17 protein-coding genes and 1 pseudogene are annotated in these 19,557 nt (G+C 71.5%); 8 read left to right on the forward strand and 10 right to left on the reverse strand.

Annotated features, from left to right (window positions below; genetic code table 11):
- Positions 1-9: 9 nt before the first annotated feature.
- Positions 10-237, forward strand: a complete 228-nt coding sequence (locus ABFX54_RS14305) for a hypothetical protein (protein ID WP_346104949.1) — start codon at positions 10-12, stop codon at positions 235-237.
- On the opposite strand, the gene ABFX54_RS14310 is transcribed toward ABFX54_RS14305, so the two are convergent.
- A complete protein-coding gene (locus ABFX54_RS14310) occupies positions 234-872 on the reverse strand; it encodes a TetR/AcrR family transcriptional regulator (protein ID WP_346104950.1) in 639 nt (212 codons plus the stop codon). The genes ABFX54_RS14305 and ABFX54_RS14310 overlap by 4 nt on opposite strands.
- Positions 873-967: 95 nt before the next feature.
- Between ABFX54_RS14310 and ABFX54_RS14315 the strand changes: the two genes are divergently transcribed.
- On the forward strand, positions 968-2,128 hold the full coding sequence (locus ABFX54_RS14315) for a hypothetical protein (protein WP_346104952.1): 1,161 nt from the start codon (positions 968-970) through the stop codon (positions 2,126-2,128).
- A gap of 61 nt (positions 2,129-2,189) precedes the next feature.
- Here the strand turns inward: ABFX54_RS14315 and ABFX54_RS14320 are convergent, their stop codons facing one another.
- The 4 genes and pseudogenes from ABFX54_RS14320 to ABFX54_RS56930 all read right to left on the reverse strand — a co-directional run.
- Complete coding sequence (locus ABFX54_RS14320; protein WP_346104954.1) at positions 2,190-3,380, reverse strand: FAD-dependent monooxygenase; 1,191 nt, start codon at positions 3,378-3,380, stop codon at positions 2,190-2,192.
- Positions 3,381-3,558: 178 nt separating this feature from the next.
- Positions 3,559-4,587 carry an SDR family NAD(P)-dependent oxidoreductase gene (locus ABFX54_RS14325; RefSeq protein WP_346104956.1) on the reverse strand — a complete coding sequence of 343 codons (1,029 nt, stop codon included), beginning with the start codon at positions 4,585-4,587 and terminating at the stop codon, positions 3,559-3,561.
- Positions 4,588-4,621: 34 nt separating this feature from the next.
- Positions 4,622-4,888: a hypothetical protein gene (locus ABFX54_RS14330; protein WP_346104958.1), complete on the reverse strand. Its 267-nt coding sequence runs from the start codon at positions 4,886-4,888 to the stop codon at positions 4,622-4,624.
- 74 nt (positions 4,889-4,962) lie between these two features.
- Positions 4,963-5,178: pseudogene (locus ABFX54_RS56930) on the reverse strand (TetR/AcrR family transcriptional regulator); the annotation flags it as partial.
- On the opposite strand from ABFX54_RS56930, the gene ABFX54_RS14340 reads away from it, so the two are divergent.
- Positions 5,161-5,535, forward strand: coding sequence for an FAD-dependent monooxygenase (locus tag ABFX54_RS14340; protein WP_346104962.1), 375 nt, complete (start codon positions 5,161-5,163; stop codon positions 5,533-5,535). The pseudogene ABFX54_RS56930 and the gene ABFX54_RS14340 sit on opposite strands and share 18 nt — an antisense overlap.
- 18 nt (positions 5,536-5,553) lie before the next feature.
- Here ABFX54_RS14340 and ABFX54_RS14345 read toward each other — a convergent pair whose 3' ends face one another.
- Positions 5,554-6,717 carry a LacI family DNA-binding transcriptional regulator gene (locus ABFX54_RS14345; RefSeq protein ID WP_346104964.1) on the reverse strand — a complete coding sequence of 388 codons (1,164 nt, stop codon included), beginning with the start codon at positions 6,715-6,717 and terminating at the stop codon, positions 5,554-5,556.
- A 197-nt stretch (positions 6,718-6,914) separates the two neighbouring features.
- On the opposite strand from ABFX54_RS14345, the gene ABFX54_RS14350 reads away from it, so the two are divergent.
- Genes ABFX54_RS14350 through ABFX54_RS14360 form a run of 3 tightly spaced genes read left to right on the forward strand, consistent with a single transcriptional unit; the run spans position 6,915 to position 10,080 of the window.
- Positions 6,915-7,799: a carbohydrate ABC transporter permease gene (locus ABFX54_RS14350; RefSeq protein WP_346104966.1), complete on the forward strand. Its 885-nt coding sequence runs from the start codon at positions 6,915-6,917 to the stop codon at positions 7,797-7,799.
- Positions 7,800-7,802: 3 nt separating this feature from the next.
- Positions 7,803-8,705, forward strand: coding sequence for a carbohydrate ABC transporter permease (locus tag ABFX54_RS14355; RefSeq protein ID WP_346104968.1), 903 nt, complete (start codon positions 7,803-7,805; stop codon positions 8,703-8,705).
- A 31-nt stretch (positions 8,706-8,736) separates the two neighbouring features.
- Positions 8,737-10,080 carry an ABC transporter substrate-binding protein gene (locus ABFX54_RS14360; RefSeq protein WP_346104970.1) on the forward strand — a complete coding sequence of 448 codons (1,344 nt, stop codon included), beginning with the start codon at positions 8,737-8,739 and terminating at the stop codon, positions 10,078-10,080.
- A gap of 90 nt (positions 10,081-10,170) precedes the next feature.
- Here the strand turns inward: ABFX54_RS14360 and ABFX54_RS14365 are convergent, their stop codons facing one another.
- Positions 10,171-14,895, reverse strand: coding sequence for a GH92 family glycosyl hydrolase (locus ABFX54_RS14365; protein ID WP_346104972.1), 4,725 nt, complete (start codon positions 14,893-14,895; stop codon positions 10,171-10,173).
- A gap of 212 nt (positions 14,896-15,107) precedes the next feature.
- On the opposite strand from ABFX54_RS14365, the gene ABFX54_RS14370 reads away from it, so the two are divergent.
- Positions 15,108-16,379 carry an aspartate aminotransferase family protein gene (locus ABFX54_RS14370; RefSeq protein WP_346104973.1) on the forward strand — a complete coding sequence of 424 codons (1,272 nt, stop codon included), beginning with the start codon at positions 15,108-15,110 and terminating at the stop codon, positions 16,377-16,379.
- Between the two features lie 8 nt (positions 16,380-16,387).
- Here ABFX54_RS14370 and ABFX54_RS14375 read toward each other — a convergent pair whose 3' ends face one another.
- The gene (locus ABFX54_RS14375; RefSeq protein WP_346104974.1) at positions 16,388-17,272 is read right to left on the reverse strand and encodes a LysR family transcriptional regulator; all 885 of its coding nucleotides are present in this window, start codon (positions 17,270-17,272) and stop codon (positions 16,388-16,390) included.
- A 35-nt stretch (positions 17,273-17,307) separates the two neighbouring features.
- Positions 17,308-18,063, reverse strand: coding sequence for an SDR family oxidoreductase (locus tag ABFX54_RS14380; RefSeq protein WP_346104976.1), 756 nt, complete (start codon positions 18,061-18,063; stop codon positions 17,308-17,310).
- An 83-nt stretch (positions 18,064-18,146) separates the two neighbouring features.
- Between ABFX54_RS14380 and ABFX54_RS14385 the strand changes: the two genes are divergently transcribed.
- Complete coding sequence (locus ABFX54_RS14385; protein ID WP_346104978.1) at positions 18,147-18,638, forward strand: RrF2 family transcriptional regulator; 492 nt, start codon at positions 18,147-18,149, stop codon at positions 18,636-18,638.
- A 10-nt stretch (positions 18,639-18,648) separates the two neighbouring features.
- Here the strand turns inward: ABFX54_RS14385 and ABFX54_RS14390 are convergent, their stop codons facing one another.
- On the reverse strand, positions 18,649-19,479 hold the full coding sequence (locus ABFX54_RS14390; RefSeq protein WP_346104979.1) for an SPFH domain-containing protein: 831 nt from the start codon (positions 19,477-19,479) through the stop codon (positions 18,649-18,651).
- Between the last annotated feature and the right edge of the window lie 78 nt (positions 19,480-19,557).

Raw genomic sequence — 19,557 nt, forward strand, 5'->3', positions numbered from 1 at the left:
GAGCCCATTATGAAGAAGCTCACCATGGTCCTGTTCAAGATCGGCGTCGTGCTGTTCCTCGTGCTCGGCGTCGCCGTCGTGCTGATCCAGGCGGCCGGGCTGGTCGCGGGCAGCTCCGCGCTGGTCTCCGGCGCGGTGTCGGCGCTCGGCACGGCGATGACCGTGTCGGCCGGGGTGACCGGGCTGCTCGGCTTCCTGATGTCGTACCTGTACCACTGGCAGGCCGGCGAGGACTAAGCCTGCGGACGCCAGCGGGCCGCGAGCTCCGCGTCCGCCGGTGGCGGGCCGGGCAGGTCGCGATGGGCGGGCGGCACCCGCAGCGCGTCCATCGCCAGCGTGAGATAGCGCTGCCGCAGCTGCCCCGCGCGCTCGTCGCCGCCCAGCTTGATCGAGGCGAGCTGCTCGAACAGCAGCGCGATGTCGGCCGGCGTCACGTCCGGCCGCAGCACGCCCGCCGCCACCGCGCGGCGGTGCGCTTCGACGGCCAGCGCCGACGCCCTGGCCGCGTCGCGGCCCAGCTCCTCCGTCGGGGTGAACGTGCCGGCCAGCTTGATGGTCAGCGAGCTGCTGTCGGCCTCCACGATGCCGCGCAGATAGGTGGCGAACGACTCCCACGGGTCGCTGTAGTCGGCCAGCGCCCGCTCGGTGACCTCGATGTAGAGCTTCAGCCCGTCGCCGCACAACTTCTGCAGCAGGGCCTCCTTGCTCGGATAGCGGCGATACAGTGCGCTGATCCCGACGCCCGCCTTCTCGGCCACGGCCGCGATGGGAGCGCCGGGATCGGCGGTGAAGACGGCTCGCGCGGCATGGAGGATCAACTCGTCGTTACGCGCGGCCTGTGCCTTGCGGCCGCTCATGGGTGGGCTGCTCATAGATCCAGTGTACTTGGAACGTACGGTTCCGTTCTACTAGTGTGGCGCGGAAAACCGTTCGCGGATCTCGCGGGGCGGCGGCTACCTTCGGGCGGATGAACGACGTACCCCTGTCCGTGCTGTGGCTGTCCGGACCGTCGGGCGTCGGGAAGTCCTCGGCGGGCTGGGAGGCGTTCGCCCAGATCAGCCGCGAGGGCGTCACGGCCGCGTTCGTCGACGGCGACCAGATCGGGCTGTGCCACCCTGACCCCGACGGCGGCCCCCACCCGATCAGGGCGCGCAATCTCGCCGCGATGCTGCCGAACTTCCGGCGTGCGGGCGTGCGCCGTCTCGTGCTGGCGGGCTTCGTGGACACGCGGGACGAAGTGGACGTGTACACGAGGCTCATGCCGGACGTGGCGTTCACCGTGTGCCGGTTGCGGGTGGACGCCGGGGAGCTCGAACGGCGCTTCCTGGCGCGGGGCTGGCGGCCCGACCTGGTCGCCGGGTCCGTCGCCGAGGCGCTGGCGCAGGACCGAACCGACTACGCCGACCTGTGCGTGGACACCACCGGGCTGACCGTCCAGGAGACCGCCCGGCTGATCCTGGCCCGCACCGCCGGCCTGCCGGCGGCCGGTGGGGAGCCCGCGCCGGTGCTGTGGTTCTCCGGTGCCACGGCCGCCGGGAAGTCCACGGTCGGGTACGAGGTGTTCAGCCAGCTCGTCCGTACCGGTGTGCGCGCGGCCTACATCGACGTGAAGCAGATCGGCGCCCTGCGACCGGCCCCGCACGGCGACCCGCCCGACGGCCAGCCCGACGACCCGAACGACGGCCCGGAGGACGGCCCGGACGACGGCCCGGACGACGACCTGGACGTGCGGCGGCTCGTGGCGGGCAACCTCGCCGCCGTCTGGGCCGGGCACCGCGCGGCCGGAGCCCGCTGCCTGATCGTCTCCGGCGGGCCCGACCACGACGACGTCATCCGCGCCTGCGTCGCCCCGATTCCCGGCATCGACCTGACCGTCTGCCGCCTGCACGCCACCCCGGCCACCCTCGCCGAGCGCATCCGCCTGCGCGCGGGCGGGCAGGCGCCGCAGTTGCCGGGCGACGAGCTGAAAGGGCTCGGCCCGCGCGACCTCGACCGGGTCGCCGAACGGGCCGCGGGCGAGGCGGAGGCACTGGAACGCGCGGGGTCGGGCGACCTGCGCATCGAGACCGACGACCGCGCCGCCCAGGAGATCGCCGCGTTCGTCCGGGAACGCGCCCTGCCCTGGTGAGCAGCCCTGTTCCGGCGAACGTGCCCTGCTCCGGGGAGGCGCCCCGACCGGGCGAACCGGCCTATTCTGACGAGCGGGCCCGCCAGGCGGAGCCGTTTCCCGACGTCAGCGACGACAGGCGCTCGGTCAGGCGGCTGATCCGGTAGGACAGCCACGGCGGGGTGTGCGCGACCAGCGGCGAGTTCCGCTTGTCGAGCAGGGTGATCATCTGGTGTGGCGGGAGGTCGATGTAGCGCGGCAGGTTCTCGTACCAGCGGGCGCTGTAGCGCGCCGCCTTCTGCGGGGCCCGGATCACGGACCTGCGCTGGCGCTCGTAACGGGCCAGGGCGCCGGCCAGCCGCGGGTCGCCGTGCAGCGCGTCCACCAGGAAGGCGACGTCGCCCAGCGCCAGGGTGGTGCCCGCCCCGACGGAGTAGTGGGTGGTGTGCGCGGAGTCCCCGAGCAGCACCACGTTGTCGTGGTACCACCTGCGGTTGGTCACGGTGCGGAAGTTCAGCCAGTGGGCGCTGCCGTCGATCTGGGTGCGGCCCATGAGCGAGTGGCCGTCGAGGATGTCGGCGAACAGCTTCTCCATCAGGGCCAGGCTGTCGGCCTCGTTCGCCTCGTGGAAGCCGAGACCCCGCCACGTCTCCGGCGAGCATTCGACGACGACCGTGCTGCGGTCCTGGTCGTAGCGGTAGCCGTAGCACCAGATCCAGCCGTGCGGGGTCTCGGTGAAGGCGAAGGTGAACGAGTCGAAGACCTTCGTGGTGCCGAGCCAGACGTACTTGTTGCGCCCGACGGCGATCTCGGTGCCGAAGTGGGCGGCGTGGCGTTCGCGCAGCAGGCTGTTGACGCCGTCGCCGGCCACGATCAGGTCGGCGTCGGGGAACTCGCGCTCGTCGGTGACCTCCCGCTCGAACTCGATCCGCACCCCGAGCGCCCGCGCCCGCTCGGTGAAGATGTCGAGCAGCCGCCGCCGGCTCACGCCGGAGCCCTCGTCGCCGTGCTCCACCGTGATCGTGGCCCGGTCGTGCAGGTGCACGACCCAGCTGTCCCAGCGGACGGAGCACTCGCTGATGGCGCGGGCGGACTCGGGGTCGACGCCGTGCAGGAAGTGGAACAGCTCGTCCCAGTACGTCACGCCCCAGCCGTACGACGATCCGGCGGGGTTCCGCTCGCAGATGGTGATGTCGTGGGACGGATCCACCCGCTTCATCAGGATCGAGAAGTACAGGCTGGCGGGTCCGCCGCCGACACAGACGACCTTCACGAGAGCTCCCCCTACTACACGAAACGTCATCAATATGTAGCAGAGAGTAGCAGTCGGTGAAGTCAGACAGCCGTCACAGAAGCCGTGTCGCGGGAGGTCGGGTCAGCCGGTCGCGGGCGGCCCGGCGGGGTTCACGCGGGTCGGCCGGTGGCGGGCGGTGTGCAGGCGTTCGTGCCGGTCAGCCGGTGGCGGGCGACGCGAAGGCGTTCACGCCGGTCAGGTCGGCCGACAGTTGCCACAGGCGGGCCGCCTCCCGCGGGTCCACGGCCCACTCGGCCACCCCGGCGACCAGCGTCGCGCCGGGCGGCAGGGGGTCGGCCACGTCGCCGTCCTCGCAGTAGAGCCCGCCGAGCCCGTCCAACCGCGGCGAGGTGGCCGCCCACACCTGGGTGGCGGCGCCCTCCTGCACGCTCTTCCAGCCGGGGTTGCCGGGCGTGGACTCGATGGTCTCCTTCAGCTCCGCGAACTCCTCCGGCGGGATGTCGCGGGCCAGGGACGTGCCGGCGATGGCGCCGGGGTGCACCGCGAACGCCCGCACGCCCGCCTCCTTGCCCAGCGCGTCCAGGTGCACGGCGAACAGCACGTTGGCGGTCTTGGCCTGCCCGTAGGCCAGCCACTTGTCGTACCCCCGCTCGAACTGCACGTCGTCCCAGCGGATCCCGGAGAGCTGGTGGCCGTTGGAGGAGACCGACACCACGCGCGCCCGGCCCCGCGCCAGCGCCGGCCAGAGCCGGTTGACCAGGGCGAAGTGGCCGAGGTGGTTGACGGCGAACTGGGACTCCCAGCCGGGGCCGACCCGCCGCTCGGGGCCGGCCATGATGCCGGCGTTGGCGATCAGCAGGTGCAGGTCGCGCCCGGAGGCGAGAAAGCGCTCCGCGAAGCGCCGCACGCTGCCGAGATCGGCCAGGTCCAGCTCGGCGACCTCGACCCCGGAGGCGTCGGCGCCCGCGCCGGCGGCATCCTGGAGCTCGCCGACCTCGACGCCGGGGAGGCCGGCCAGGGCCTTCATCGCCGCCTCGGGACGCCGCGCCGGGACGATCACGCGCGCGCCCGCCTCCACCAGCGCCCTGGTGGTCTCCAGTCCGAGGCCCGAGTAACCGCCCGTGACGAGGGCCAGCCGCCCTGACAGGTCGATGCCCCGCAGGACGTCGGCCGTGGTGCTGTGGATTCCGAAGCCGGAACCGAGTTTGTGCTGTTCAGTGCTCATGTTTGCGACGCTATGGCCTGGAGCCGGCTCCAGGTCAAATGGCGCTCCGGGCGTCGACCAGAACCTCCACCCCGTCGAGGATCCGCTCCAGCCCGAACTCGTAGCCGAGCTGCCGCTCGTCCTCGGGCAGGCCGGCCGGATAGTCGAACGCGCCCGCGTCCACGGCGGCGCGCAGCGCCGGCAGCTTCTGCACGTCCACGCGGGAGCCGAGCAGCGCGCTGTGGGCGGCGATCGACGCACTGGAGGCGGCGGAGCCGAGGTCGGCGCCCAGCCGGGCGGTGGCGTGCATGTACGTGGCCACCAGCAGGACGATGCCGCCTTGTCGCGCTCGTCCAGCCCTGTTCCGCCGAGCACGGCCAGCGCCCGGCCGGTCCAGGCCGGCTGGTCGGGCGTGGCGGGCGGCCCGGTGATCGGCAGGCGCACGATCCACGTGTGGGTGCGCAGCATCTCCCACTGGGCCCGGCACCAGCGGCGCAGCCCGTCGCGCCAGCCGTCGCACGGCTCGTCGAGCCCGGCGGGCACGCCCGCGACCGAGTCGAGCATCAGCAGCAGCAGTTCGTCCTTGTTCTTGACGTGCCGGTAGAGCGACATCGTGGTGAAGCCGAGCCGCGCGGCGACGCCGCCCACGCCACCGCGCCGTCGATCGGGCAGGGCGTGGCGATGGCCCTCGAGGACGCTGTGGTCCTGGCCAAGTGCCTGCGCGACAGCCCGGGGGTGGAGGCGGCGTTCGCGGCCTACGAGCGGCTGCGCCGGGGGCGGGTCGAGCGCGTGGTCGAGCAGGGCAACCGTACCGGCGGCTGGAAGGCGCTCAGCCCGCTCGCCAGGGTGCCCCGCGACCTGGTCATGAGCCTGGGCATGAAGCTGGCGGCCATGACCGGGGCCGACCCCAGCCGCTGGATCTACGAGCACCACCTCGAATGGGAGGAGCCGGTCGGCGAGCCCGTCTGAGCGCGCGGGCGGCGGCCCTCAGCCCTGTCGCGGCGGAGCCGTGCTGGCGCGGGCCACCAGGCGGGTCGGGACGAGGTCGGTGCCGGGGCGCGACGCCTCGTTGTCGCGGATCTGCGCGAGAGCCTGCTGGACGCACCGCCGTCCGACCTCGGCGAAGTCCTGGTGCACGGTGGTCAGTGGCGGGACGAAGTGGGCGGAGTCGGGAATGTCGTCGAAACCCACCACGCTGATGTCGCCGGGCACGGCCCGCCCGTTCTCGTGGAAGGCACGCAGCAGCCCCAGGGCCATCTGGTCGTTGGAGGCGAAGACCGCCGTGCACGAGGGCTCGGCGGCCAGGGTGAGCCCGGCGGCGTAGCCGGACCCGGCCGACCAGTCGCCGTGCAGGGGCTCGGGCACCGGCCGCCCGGCCTCCTCCAGGGTGGCGCGCCAGGCCTGGGCCCGGCGCTGGCTCGCGTACGACGTCCGCGGCCCCGTCACGTGCCAGACGGTCCGGTGCCCCAGGTCGAGCAGGTGATGCACGGCCCGCCGCGCGCCGTCGGCCTGGTCGGTGTCGACCACGCTGTAGCGGTCGCCGGCGTCGGAGTCGACGACCACGGCGTGCACCCCGGGCGGCAGCGTGACGGTGCCGGCGTCGAGCAGGTGGACCTCGATGATGACGATGACCGCGTCCACGGCCAGCTCGCCCATCCGGGTGAAGGCGCCCAGCACGTTGTCCTGGGTCGGCACGTCGATGGGCGTCAGCGTGATCGCGTAGCCCTCGGCGGCGGCGTGGGTGGCGATGGCCTCGACCGTGCGGCTGTTGCCGGTCGAGGAGAGCCCGAAGAGGATGACGCCGATGGTGTTGAACTGGCCGTAACGCAGCGCGCGGGCGGCGCTGTTGGGCCGGTAGCCCAGCTCGCGCATCGCCGCCAGCACCTGCTCGCGGGTCGAGTCGATCACGCCGGGGTGGCCGTTGGAGACCCGGGAGACCGTCTGCGAGGAGACCCCCGCCCGCTGGGCGACGTCGGCCATGGAGACCCGCTGCTTGCGCCGCCCGCCGGGCACTCCGGAGCCGCCACGCTGCGCGCCGGCGTGCCCAGCCCCAGGAACGGGCCCAGGAACGGGCCCAGGAACGGGCCCAGGAACGGGCCCAGGAACGGGCTCGGGGGCGGGGTCCTGGTCCTGCCCAGTCGTCACTGCCATCGTCCGCCTGCCTCCGCAACGAGCATCCCGGGGGGTGCCTTGACCGGCCCGTACGGCCGGTGCCACGATACCGCAACAGAAGTTTACGTAAACATAACAGTGGGGAACCCCCCGGCGACCCTCGGTCAGCGGCCATCCCACGTCTCCCCCCGCAGTTGGTGTTTGCGTTAACAGAGCGGCGAGTGAGGAGTGCACGGGTGGTCGCAACTGTGCCCAGGGCGCGTCGGTCCTGGGCGGGCTGGCGGTTCGTCGGGCCGTTCATGGCGGTGTTCGCGCTGGTCTTCCTGGCGCCGATCGCGTACTCGATCTATCTGAGCCTGTTCAGGACCCAGCTGATCGGCGGCACCGCCTTCGTCGGCGCGGACAACTACCTCAAGGCGCTGGCCGACCCGCAGTTCTGGTCGGCCTTCGGCAACGTGGCGATCTTCCTGGTGGTGCAGGTCCCGATCATGCTGTTCCTGGCGCTGCTGGTGGCCCTGGCCATCGACAGCGGCCGGCTGTACGGGGCGAGCTTCTTCCGCATCGCGGTGTTCCTGCCCTACGCCGTCCCCGCCGTCGTCGCCACGCTGATGTGGGCCTTCATGTACGGCACCCGCTTCGGCCTCGTCGCCAACCTCAGCGACGCCCTCGGCGTGCGGCTGCCCGACCCCCTGTCGGCCGACCTGATCCTGGCCTCCCTCGGCAACGTCGTGACCTGGGAGTTCGTCGGCTACAACATGCTGATCCTGTATTCGGCCCTGCGCGTGGTCAACCCGTCCCTGTACGAGGCCGCGGAGATCGACGGCGCCGGCCAGTTCCGGATCATCGTCGCGATCAAGCTGCCCGCCCTGCGCGGCGCCCTGCTGATCGCCACGATCTTCTCCATCATCGGCAGCTTCCAGCTCTTCAACGAGCCCGCGATCCTCAAGAACCTGGCGCCGAACGCGATCACGTCCTCCTTCACGCCCAACTACTACGCCTACACGCTGTCCTTCGCCGGCCAGCAGTACAACTACTCGGCCACCGTCGCGATCGTCATGGGCGTGATCACGATGATCGTCGCCTACGCCGTCCAGCTGCGCGGCATGCGCAAGGAGGTCTGACACGTGACCGCCACCACCCGCGGCCCCCTGGTGATCCGCCACCGCCACCGCCGTCACTCACCGCGCCGCCGGCGCAGCGTCACGCTGACCGTGCTGACCTCGATCATGCTGATCTACACGCTGCTCCCGCTGGTCTGGCTGGCGATCAACGCCTCCAAGACGCAGGAAGGGCTGCTCAGCTCGTCCGGCCTGTGGTTCGACGACGACTTCGCGCTGTTCTCCAACATCGCCGCCGCCTTCACCTACGACGACGGCATCTTCACCCGCTGGCTGCTCAACACCCTGCTGTACGTGGTCCTCGGCGCGGGCGGGGCGACGCTGCTGGCCACGATCGCCGGATACGGCCTGGCCAAGTTCGACTTCCCCGGCAAGAAGGCCGTGTTCGCCGTCGTGATCGGCGCGGTCGCGGTGCCCGGGACGGCGCTGGCCGTGCCGACGTTCCTGATGTTCTCCAGCCTCGGCCTGACCAACACGCCGTGGGCGGTCGTCATCCCCTCGCTGGTCTCGCCGTTCGGCCTCTACCTCATGTGGACCTTCGCCGGCGACGCCGTCCCGAACGAGATCCTCGAATCGGCGCGGGTGGACGGGGCTCGGGAGTTCCAGACCTTCTTCCGCATCAGCCTGCCGCTGCTGGCCCCCGGGATCGTCACCGTGCTGCTGTTCACCGTGGTCGCGACGTGGAACAACTACTTCCTGCCGCTGATCATGCTGAAGGACCCCGGCTGGTATCCGCTGACCCTCGGCCTCAGCGCCTGGAACGCCCAGGCGACCACCGCGGGCGGCGAAGCGATCTTCAACCTCGTGATCACCGGTTCCCTGCTCACCATCGTCCCGCTGATCGTGGCGTTCCTGCTGCTCCAGCGGTACTGGCAGTCGGGCCTGGCCGCCGGGAGCGTCAAGGAGTGACCGGCGCCGCATCTCCACGAAAGGGACAACCATGACGACAATCCGCCGCCGCGCTCTGCTAGCGGGCGCGGCCCTGTCGGTAGCGCTGATCGCCACCGCCTGCGGCTCGCCGGGAGACGGCGGGCAGGGGGCGGCCCCGGCGCAGAGCACGTCGGCCACCGACCAGGAGGCCGCGCTGAACGCCGGCGGCACGATCACCGTCTGGGCGTGGGAGCCGACGCTCAAGCAGGTCGCGGCCGGTTTCCAGGCCAAGTATCCGAAGGTGAAGGTCAACCTGGTCAACGCCGGCACCGGCGACGACCAGTACACCGCGCTGCAGAACGCGATCAAGGCCGGCTCGGGCGTCCCCGACGTGGCGCAGATCGAGTACTACGCGCTGCCGCAGTTCGCGCTGGCGAAGTCGGTCGCCGACCTGACGCCCTTCGGCGCGGACAAGCTCGAAGGCACCTTCACCCCCGGCCCGTGGAACTCGGTCCACTCCGGCCCCGGCGTCTACGGCCTGCCGATGGACTCCGGCCCGATGGCCCTGTTCTACAACAAGGAGGTCTTCGACAAGCACGACATCGAGGTGCCGGAGACCTGGGAGGAGTACATCGAGGCGGCCAGGAAGCTGCACAAGGCCGACCCGAAGGCGTACATCACCAGCGACACCGGCGACGCCGGCTTCACCACCAGCATGATCTGGCAGGCCGGCGGCAAGCCGTACCAGGTCGACGGGACCAAGGTCGCGATCAACTTCGCCGACGAGGGCACCAAGAAGTTCACCGCCGCCTGGCAGCAACTCATCTCGGAGAAGCTGCTCGCGCCGATCAACGGCTGGAGCGACGAGTGGTACAAGGGCCTGGGTGACGGCACCATCGCCACCCTCGTGATCGGCGCCTGGATGCCGGCCAACTTCGAGAGCGGCGTCAAGGCGGCGTCCGGCAAGTGGCGGGTCGCGCCACTGCCGCAGTGGGAGGCCGGCGGCAAGGCCACCTCCGAGAACGGCGGCAGCTCGCTGGCCGTCCCCGAGGCGAGCGCCAACAAGACCCTGGCCTACGCGTTCATGAAGTACGCCGGCGTCGACGAGGGCGTCCAGACCCGCCTCGACGCGGGCGCGTTCCCGGCCACCACCGCGCACCTCGACGCGGCGGAGTTCAAGGACAAGAAGTTCCCCTACTTCGGTGACCAGCAGGTCAACCAGGTGCTCGCCGAGTCGGCCGCCCAGGTCGTGCCCGGCTGGTCGTACCTGCCCTACCAGGTGTACGCCAACAGCGTCTTCAACGACACCGTCGGCAAGGCGTACATCTCCTCGACCACCCTGGACGACGGGCTCAAGGCGTGGCAGGACGCCTCCGTCAAGTACGGGCAGGAGCAGGGCTTCAGCGTGCGGTAAGAGCCACGGCGAGCGGGAAGGCCGTGTCCGGAGGGATCCCCCGGGCACGGCCGCCGTTTCATCAGCCGGTCAGGTGCACCGGCCGATGTTTCACCCGCCGGTCAGGTCCAGCCGGACCCTGGCCAGCCATGACCCCCAGCCGTCCTGCGGCCGGCTGTCGCGGACGCGCAGGGAGAAGCCGCGGCTGTCACCCCGCACGTCACGCAGGTCGAGCGTGCGCTCCTCGCGGTTGGACAGATCGCGCACGTTCTCCTCCTCCCGCAGCACCGTCCGCCAGGTCTGGTTGTCGGTCGAGACCTCGACCAGGAACTGGTTGCCGATGTCCAGCGTCAGCGTGCCCCCTGTCACCCGGGCCGGCAGCTCGAACCGGTAGACGGCCGCGGCGTTGCCGTCGGTGAAGCGGGCCCGCCCGTCGTGCACCTCACCGTCGAGCTGGGAGCCGCCCTCGTCCAGCAGCCACGGCTCCTCCGCCGGGGTGCCCGGCGTGAACTGCACGGTGTCGCCGACGACCGTGACCGTCACCCGCTCCGAGGTCGTCCCCAGGCCGGAGACCGCCGACAGCAGCACCGGATGGGATCCGGGACCGGCCGCCGCCGGCACCGCCACCTGGAACTCGACCGTCTTGGACGCTCCCGGCGCGAGCCGCCCGAAGTCCGCGGACGCCGGCTGGACGCTCCAGCCCTGCGGCACGGCCGCGGTCAGCTCGCCGGTGACGGCCCGGTCGGCGTGGTTGGAGACCTTCGCGGTCAGCGTGACGCTCTCGCCGGGCGAGGCGAAGGCGCCGCCGGCCTCGACGACCAGCGGTGACGTGGACGGCGGCGCCGCGGCGAGCAGCTCGATCTCCGACAGTGAGGTGCCGCCGGTGAACGTGAGCCGGTAGTGCGCGTACGCGCCCGGCTTCGCCACCTTGAACGGCCGGGTCTGCCGCCGCCACGGGAAGCTCTCGCCGGTCCGCTCGTCGAGCACCTTCCACTTCTGGCCGTCGGCGGAGCCTTCGAGCACCCAGCCCGTCGGATCCTCCTCGGGCCCGCCGGAGCCCGAGGTGAGCGTGTAGTGGCTCACCCGCCGCTCGCCGCCGAAGCCGTAGCCGACCCACGCGGGCAACGCCGCCTGGGTGGCCGAGTCGTCGTCGAACAGCGCGCTCACGTCCGCGCCGCCGGCCGCCGACGCGGTGCCGCGCCCCGGCCCGGTGGCGTCACGCAGCGGCGCGGGCACCCGGTCGTCGCGGGTGATCGAGGGCGGCGCGGCGTCCGGTCCCGTGCCCCAGCGCGACGGCCGCGGCCCCATCTCGAACTCCAGCTCGCCGCCCTTGGCGAGCAGGTCGTGCGGCAGGTACGTCTTCCCGTACGGCCTGCCGTTCACCGTGAGCCCCTGCACGTACACGTTGCGCGCGCTGTTGCCCTTCGCCCTGATCACCAGCTTCCTGCCGTTCTCCAGGCGCACGGTGGCCTTCTCGAACAGTGGCGAGCCGATCGCGTAGTACGGGCTGCCCATCTGCAGCGGGTAGAAGCCCAGCGCGCTGAAGACCTGCCAGGCCGACATCTCCCCGTTGTCCTCGTCGCCCGGATAGCCCTGGCCGATCTCGCTGCCCAGGTAGAGCCGCGACAGCGCCTCCCGCACCTTGGCCTGCGTCTTCCACGGCTGGCCCGCGTAGTCGTACATGTAGGCGATGTGGTGGGAAGGCTGGTTGCTGTGGCCGTACTGGCCCATGCGCACGTCCCTGGCCTCGGTCATCTCGTGGATGATCCCGTTGTACGAGCCGGGCGACAGCGCCTTCTCCGGGGTGGTGAAGAAGGCGTCCAGCTTGGCCGCCAGCTCGTCGGCGCCGCCGTACAGGTTGGCCAGGCCGCGGCCGTCCTGCGGGACGTGGAAGGCCATGTTCCAGCCGTTGGTCTCGGTGTAGTCGTAGCCCCACAGGCCCGGGTCGTAGGCGGCCGGCTTGCGGCGGAAGGAGCCGTCGGCGTTCCTGCCCTGGAAGAAGCGGACCGCCGGGTCGAACATGTGCACGTAGTTCAGCGCCCGGTCGCGGAAGTACTCGTACTCCTCCAGGTAGCGGGCCTTCTTCGCGCCCGTGGCACGCCCGGCCAGCGCCTTGGCCATGTTCGCCAGGCCGAAGTCGTTGATGTAGCCGTCCATCGCCCACGACATGGCCTCGCCCGCGGACTGGATGCTCGTGTAGCCGAGGAACAGGGAGGTCGACAGGCCCTTGCGGCCCACGTGGCGGGTGGGCGGGGCGACCGTGGCGTTCTTCAGCGCCGCCTCGTACGCCTTCTCCGGGTCGAACCCGGTGATGCCCTTGAGGTAGGCGTCGGCGAAGGCCACGTCGGAGCTCGTCCCGACCATCAGGTCGGCGTAGCCGGGCGAGGACCAGCGGGCGATCCAGCCGCCGTCCTCGTACTGGCGCACGAACCCGTCCACCATCTCCCCGGCCGCGCGCGGCGTGAGCAGCGCGTACGCCGGCCAGGTCGTGCGGTAGGTGTCCCAGAAGCCGTTGTTGACGTACACCTTCCCGTCGGCCACCCGCGTGACCGGCGGCGTGCCGGTCGACGACTGCACGGCGTGCCGGTAGACCGGAGCTTCGGCGGTGCCGGTGTTCTCGAAGGCGGAGTTGGGATACAGGAACAGACGGTAGAGGTTGGAGTACAGCGTGACGAGCTGGTCGCGGCTCGCGCCCTCGACCTCGATCACGCCGAGCTTGGCGTCCCAGGCGCGGCGCGCCCGCTCGCTGACCGTCTCCACCGTGTCGGAGGCGGAGACCTCCAGCTCCAGGTTCTTCTTCGCCTGCTCCACGCTGATCAGCGAGGAGGCGATGCGCATGTTCACCGTGCGCGCGGAGCCCGCGTCGAAGGACAGGTAGCCGAGGACGTTGTCGCGGCCCTGCCCGGTCAGCTTGCCGCCGCCGGTGACCGGGCGGTCGAAGACGGCGTAGAAGTACATGCGCGTGGCCCCGGTGGACAGGTCGCTGCGCACGTCGGAATGGCCGGTCACGACGCCGCCGGACACGTCGAGGGTCAGCCCGCCGTCGTTGCTGACGTTGTCGAGGACGAGCTTCGCGGCGGAGCCGGGGAAGGTGAAGCGGGCCAGCGCCGCGTGGTCGGCCGGCGCGATCTCCGTCTTCAGCCCGTTGTCGAACGTGACCGCGTACAGGTGCGGCTGGGCCACCTCACGCTCGTGGCGGAAGGCCAGCGCCCGGCCGGTCCGCGACGGGTCCGGCACCCCCTCGGCCGCCGACGGCATGAACTGGAACGTCTGCCGGTCGCCCATCCACGGGCTCGGCTCGTGGCTGGCGGTGAACGCCTGGATCTCGGGCAGGTTGGCGGCGTTGTTGGCCCGGTGGTACTCGTACAGCCAGCTGATCGAGCCGGCGTTCGTCATCGGGGTCCAGAAGTTGAACCCGTGCGGCACCGCCGTGGCGGGGAAGTTGTTGCCGCGCGAGAAACCGCCGGTCGAATGGGTGCCCCTGGTCGTGATCACGTACTGCGAGGGGCCGGACCTGTGCTCGCCGCGCCCCTCGTACGGCTGCCGCCGCCGCTCGGAGACGATCTTGATGTCGTCCACCCAGCCGCGGAACCCGGCCATCCCGGCCGGGCTGTCGTAGGCCACCAGAATGCGCTTGATCCGCTTGCCCCCGGCCACCTCGCCGATCCGGGACAGCTTGTAGTTCCACTGGTCGGCGTAGAGCGTCTTGGACTCGCCCTGCTCGCGCGGCGCCAGCCGGACGCCGTGCTGGTCGACCGCCTTCAGGCCGCTGAGGTAGGTGCCGTCGGAGAAGGCCAGGTCCACCGAGACGTACGTGCTGGGGTAGCGCAGGTCGGCCGCGGTGAGCTCGGGGAAGACCACGTACGACAGCTCCGTCGTGGCCGTGACCGGGATGTCCACCTCGAACACCTTGTTCGTGGCCCGGCCGCCCTTGCCGGAGGTGGTGCCGCCCGCGTACTGCAGGGCGCGCAGGCCGGAGAACCCGGCGCGCGGCTTGGACACGTGGCCGCCGTGCGGCCCGTCACCCACCTGGGTGCGCATCGCGCTGGGCGGCTTGGCGCCGGTGCTGCCGTCCGACAGCTCCCACTCGGCCAGCTGCAGCGTCGAGCCCGCGCCGACGCGGGTGACGTTGAGCCGGTAGTGCGGGTAGGCGGTCGTGCCGGCGAAGCGGTACTCCTTGCGCTGCAGGCGCGCGTCGAACGTCTCGCCGGTCCTGGTGTCGAGCGTCACCCAGGTGCGGCCGTCGAGGGAGCCCTGCAGCTCCCAGTCGCGCGGATCGCGCTCGGGGACGTCGCCCGCCGAGGTCAGGGCGTAGTGCACGACCGTGACCGGCTCGGACAGCGTGTACTGGACCCAGCCGGTGGCGGCGAAGACCAGCCACTTGGTGTTGGCGTCGGTGTCGGCGAGGTTCTCCTTCGTCTCGCCACCCCCGGTGTTCTCGCCGCTGGCCGAGATCGCGGTGATCTTGTCGGACAAGGTGCCCTCGATGCCGCCGGGCAGCCATCCGGTGATGTCACGTGACTTCTCGGAGGTGTTGACCCAGGTCGGCTGCGGATCGCCGGGCTCGAAAGAGGAGGCGAAGGCGGCGCCCTCGGCCTTGGCCAGGCTCTGGCCGTCGCGGGCCGCCCTGCTCACCTCCCCGGCGGGAGCGGCGGGTTCGGCCGGTGTCGGGTCGGGCGGCGGGCTGTAGGAGGGGCCTGGGGTAGGGGTGCCCGTCGGGCCGGGATTCGGAATGGGAGTCGGGCCTTTCTGCGCGGTGAGTGCCGCGGTGGCGGGAGCGGCGAGTGCTAAAGCGATGAGGGGGGATAAGAGTGCGGTCAGGACGGATTTTCTCATCGGGGACCTCTCGTACGGTTCAGCGGCCAGTAAGAACATGACAACGTTGTCAACCCCGATCTGCATAGAACCTCGCAAACCCGACTCACCATGTCAAGACAGCGCTGTCAGCTCTCTCACTTCACCGCCGCCCGACCGTTCGGTTCCGTCCCCGGTTATCGGTCGAAAACCTCCGCTGGACCAGGGGATTCGGGCGGGGGCACGATCGGCGCATGTCACCTCTGATCCGCTACTCGGGAGAGTTCTCCCCGGACGTGATCGCCCGCGCCTCCGGCTCCTGGCTGGAGACCACGGACGGGCGGCGCCTGCTCGACTTCACCTCCGGGCAGATCTGCGCCACCATCGGCCACAACCACCCCCGCATCGCCGAGGCCATCCGCCGCTCCCTCGACACCGTGATCCACCTCAACTCCCGCCTGCTGTCGCCGCCCGTGCTGGAGCTCGCCGAGCGGCTGGCCGCGCTGCTGCCACCGGGGCTCGACCACTCGATGTTCGTCAGCACCGGGGGCGAGGCGAACGAGGGCGCCGTCCGTATCGCCAAACTCGTCACCGGCGGGTTCGAGGTCGTCGCGCTGACCAGGAGCTGGCACGGCATGACCGCCGGCAGCCAGGCCCTGACCTTCTCCGCCGGCCGGCGCGGTCACGGCCCCACCGTTCCCGGCGTCTTCACCGTCCCGGCCCCGTACGCCTACCGCTGCCCGATCCGGCACTGCGCGGACACCTGCGACATGACCTGCCTGGAGGTCGGCTTCGAGCTGTACGACGAGCAGACCACCGGCGCCCGCGCCGCCGTCATCGCCGAGCCCGTGCTGTCGTCCGGCGGGGTCGTGGTGCCGCCGCCCGGCTACCTCGCCAGGCTGGCCGAGCTGGCCCGCGAGCGCGGCATGCTGTTCATCCTGGACGAGGCCCAGACCGGGTTCGGCCGGCTCGGCGCCATGTTCGGGATGGACCTGGCCGGCGTCGTGCCCGACCTCGTGACGCTGTCCAAGACGTTCGGCGGCGGCCTGCCGATCGGCGCCGTCACCACCACGGCCGCCATCGAGGAGACCGCCTTCGAGCGCGGGCTGATGTACTTCACCTCCCACCAGTCCGATCCGCTCCCCGCCGCAGCCGCCCTCGCGGTGATCGATCTGGTCGTGGCGGACGACCTCGCCGCCCGCGCCGCCAAGGCGGGCGAACGGCTCGGCGAGCGGCTGCGGGAGCTGGGGGAGCGGCACGAGGCCATCGGCGAGGTACGCGGGCTCGGGCTGCTGTGGGGGGTGGAGCTGGTCGAGGACCGGGAGAGCAGGGAACCGGCCGCCGAACTCGGCGACGCCCTGACCGACGCCTGCCTGTCCTGCGGCCTGTCGCTGAACATCACCAAGGGCAGGGCCGCCGGCTCGACCGCCTGCCTGCGCATCGCGCCGCCGCTGACGGTGAGCGACGACGAGATCGACACGGCCGCCGAGATCATCGACGACGCCCTGACCGGCCTGGGCAGGTGACTATCGGCCTATGTGAAGAGGGTGGCGGCCGTGCGCAGGGCCGCGCGGGTCGCCACCAGGGCCGGCCGGCTCAGGCCGTCGTCGCGTACGACGGTGAAGATGCGCCGGCCGACCCCGATGTCGTGCACCTCCACCGAGCTCTCCCGCTCGGGCCGGGCCAGATCGGGCAGCAGCGTGACCGCCTGACCGGCCCCCACCAGGGCCAGCAGGACGAGCAGGTCGGTCGCGCGGTGCCGCAGGTCCGGCTGGAAGCCGCCCTTGGCCATGCAGACGTCACGCACCAGCCGCTCGTGGCTGGTGCCGCGGTGCCCGCCCGCCCACGTGGCCCCCGCCACGTCGGCCAGCTCCCTGGCCGGATGGCCCCGGGGCACGACGAGACGGACCCGTTCGGCGTACAGGTCCTCGAAGGAGAGCCCGCGCAGCTCCCGCCGCGGCCGGCCGTCGTGGTCGTCGCAGATCGCCAGATCCGTCTCGCGGCGCAGCAGCGCGTCGAGCGCCTGGTCCGACTCCAGCTCGGTGATCTCCCCGCGCACCCCCGGATGATCGCGCGCCAGCGCGGTCAGGGCCGGCGCCACCAGGTGCACGGCGGCGGTCTGGAACGCGGCCACCCGCACCACCCCGGCCACGGCCCCCGCCGCCGCGGCCATCTCGGCCTCCGCCTGCTCCAGGCGGGCCAGCAGCACCTCGGCGTGCCCGGCGAGCACGTGCCCGGCCTCGGTGAGCCGCAGCCGCCGCCCGTCGCGCTCCAGCAGCCGTACCCCGGCCTCGACCTGCAGCTCGCCGAGCTGGTGCGACACCGTGGACGGGCTGTACGACAGCGCCTGCGCGACGGCGGCGATCGTGCCCCGCCGCCGGAACTCGCGCAGCAGCCGCAACCGATGAAGATCCAGCATCAGGGGCATTCTGCCCCCTCGCGCCCCCGCGCGGCTCAGTGACCGCCGGGACGCAGAGCGGTCAGCCACTCCTCGAACGTCGTCGGCGTGATGCGGGCGCCTTCGCCGGGCAGCAGCACGTCGCCCGCCATCGACGGGTCGAACGGTCCCGACCACGTCGGCACCAGCTTCACCTTCCTGCCCTGCGCCTGGTGGGTGCGCCGGGCCATGTCCACGAGGTCCTGCTGCTCGGGCCCGGCGACATCGGCGTACCGGCCCCGCGGCGCGCCCTCGGCGAGCTCCGCGAGGACGCCGGCCACGTCGGCGGGCGCGATCGGCCGCACGAGCAGCGGCGCTATCTCCGCCACGCCGTCCCGCTCGGTCCAGCTCGCCACCATGGCCGCGAAGTCGTGGAACTGCGTGGCCGGCACGATCGTCCACGGCACCGGGTCGGCGGTGACCAGGCGCTCCTGCTCCCGCTTGCCGGCGTAGTGCGCGTTGCCCTCGATCCTGTGCAGTCCGGCGATCGAGAGCAGCACGTGATGGCGCACCCCGGCCCGCTGCTCGGCGGCGAGCAGATTGCGCGTGGTGGTCCCGAAGTAGGCCACCGTCTTCTCCCGGCCGGCCGGCGGGCCGTTGATGACGTCCACGACGGCGTCGGCCCCGGCGAGGACGTCGTCGAGGCCCTCACCGCTCAGCAGGTCGACGCCCAGCGAGCGGCTGATGGCCACGGTCTCGTGCCCGGCCCGCCCGAGCGCGGCCACCGTGAGCGCCCCGATGTTCCCCGTGGCGCCGGCGACTGCGATCCTCATGATGATCTCCCCCTCCATGACGTTGTCCGCCGACCATATCTCGGACTAAACAGATCCTCAATATCTGGGATAGGCTGGACGGCGTGAAGTTGCCCGTGAGCACCGAATGGCTGTTGCACTGCGCCACGACGCTGGCGCAGCTCGACCCGGGAGCCACTGCGTCGGCGGCGCAGCTCGCCGACTACTACGACCTGCCCGCCCCCTACCTGGCCAAGCAGTTGCAGGCGCTGGTCAGGGCCGGCGTGCTGGCGGCGACGACCGGGCCGAGAGGCGGCTTCAGGCTCGCCAGGCCGGCCTCCGAGATCACGCTGCTGAGCATCGTCGAGGCGGTCGACGGCGCGGCCTCGCCGTACGAGTGCCGCGAGATCCGCCGACAGGGGCGGGGCGCGCTGCCGCCCGAGGAGTGCGAGCGGATCTGCGTCCTGGCCGCCAAGATGGCCGACGCGCATGCCGCCTGGCGGCGCAGCCTCGAAGGCGTCACCCTCGCCGGCATCCTCGGCGAGCTGCCCGACGCGGCCCCGGCCCGCACCCGCGCCCGCCTCGCGGGCATCGCCCGGCCGGCCCCGCCGCGCTGAGGGCCCGCCCCTACTGCTTGGGCGTGACGTTGACGGCGCTGCCCGTCGGGACCGGGACGATGGAGATCTTGCCGTCCTGGATGGCCTTGTACAGGATCGCCCCCTGGGGGCCCAGCACCTTGGCCAGCTTCTCCAGCGACTTCAGCTCGGTCAGCGCGCGGGTGTTCTCCGCCTCCTGCGCCTTCTGCCGCTCCTGCGCGGCCTGCGTCTCGGTCTGGGCGTCCACTATCGACTTCGGCGGCTCGGGCTGGCGGATGATGAACTGCAGCCGCTCGAAGTACTCGCCCTGGGTCAGGTTGGAGACGTACTGGTTGGTCAGCTTGGACATGTCCTGCTCCCACAGCGCCTTCTTCGCCGGGTCGGAGTACAGCTCGCGCCAGTTGTACTTGAGCGTCGCCTCGTCCATCGCCCGCTCGACGCTGTTGCCGATGTAGAACTGCAACATCCGGGTCCAGCCGTCGGACTCGTAGGCCGCGTACTTCTTGCCGATGTTCTCGTGGAAGGACTGCAGCTTCTTGCAGTCGTCGGCGGAGAAGTAGAACGTGAGACCACCGATCATGGTCATGATCTGGCCGTCCCTGCTGACCGAGGTGATGGGCTTGCCCTCGGACTCGGCGCGGCCGGTGAAGTCGTACGTGCGCTGCCCGTTCGGGTAGCGGTAGCCCTCGTCGCCCGGCCCCGACACGTCGCGCGTGGACGGCTTGAGGCACTCCTGGAAGGTGGTGCTGCTGAACATGCCCGCGTCGTAGACGATGCCGCCCTCGTCGGGCTCGACGTTCGTCACCGAGCAGCCCGTGAGGGCCGCCGCGGCGAGCAGGACACCCGGTAGCGTGCGTTTCACTTCGAGATCTCCTCAGGAGGAAGGTGGGGGAGGGGCATGGAGAGTTCAGTGATCATAGTGGGGCCTCCACGGCGGGAG

The organism is Nonomuraea maheshkhaliensis, from assembly GCF_039529435.1.
Classification (GTDB): Bacteria; Actinomycetota; Actinomycetes; order Streptosporangiales; family Streptosporangiaceae; genus Nonomuraea; species Nonomuraea maheshkhaliensis.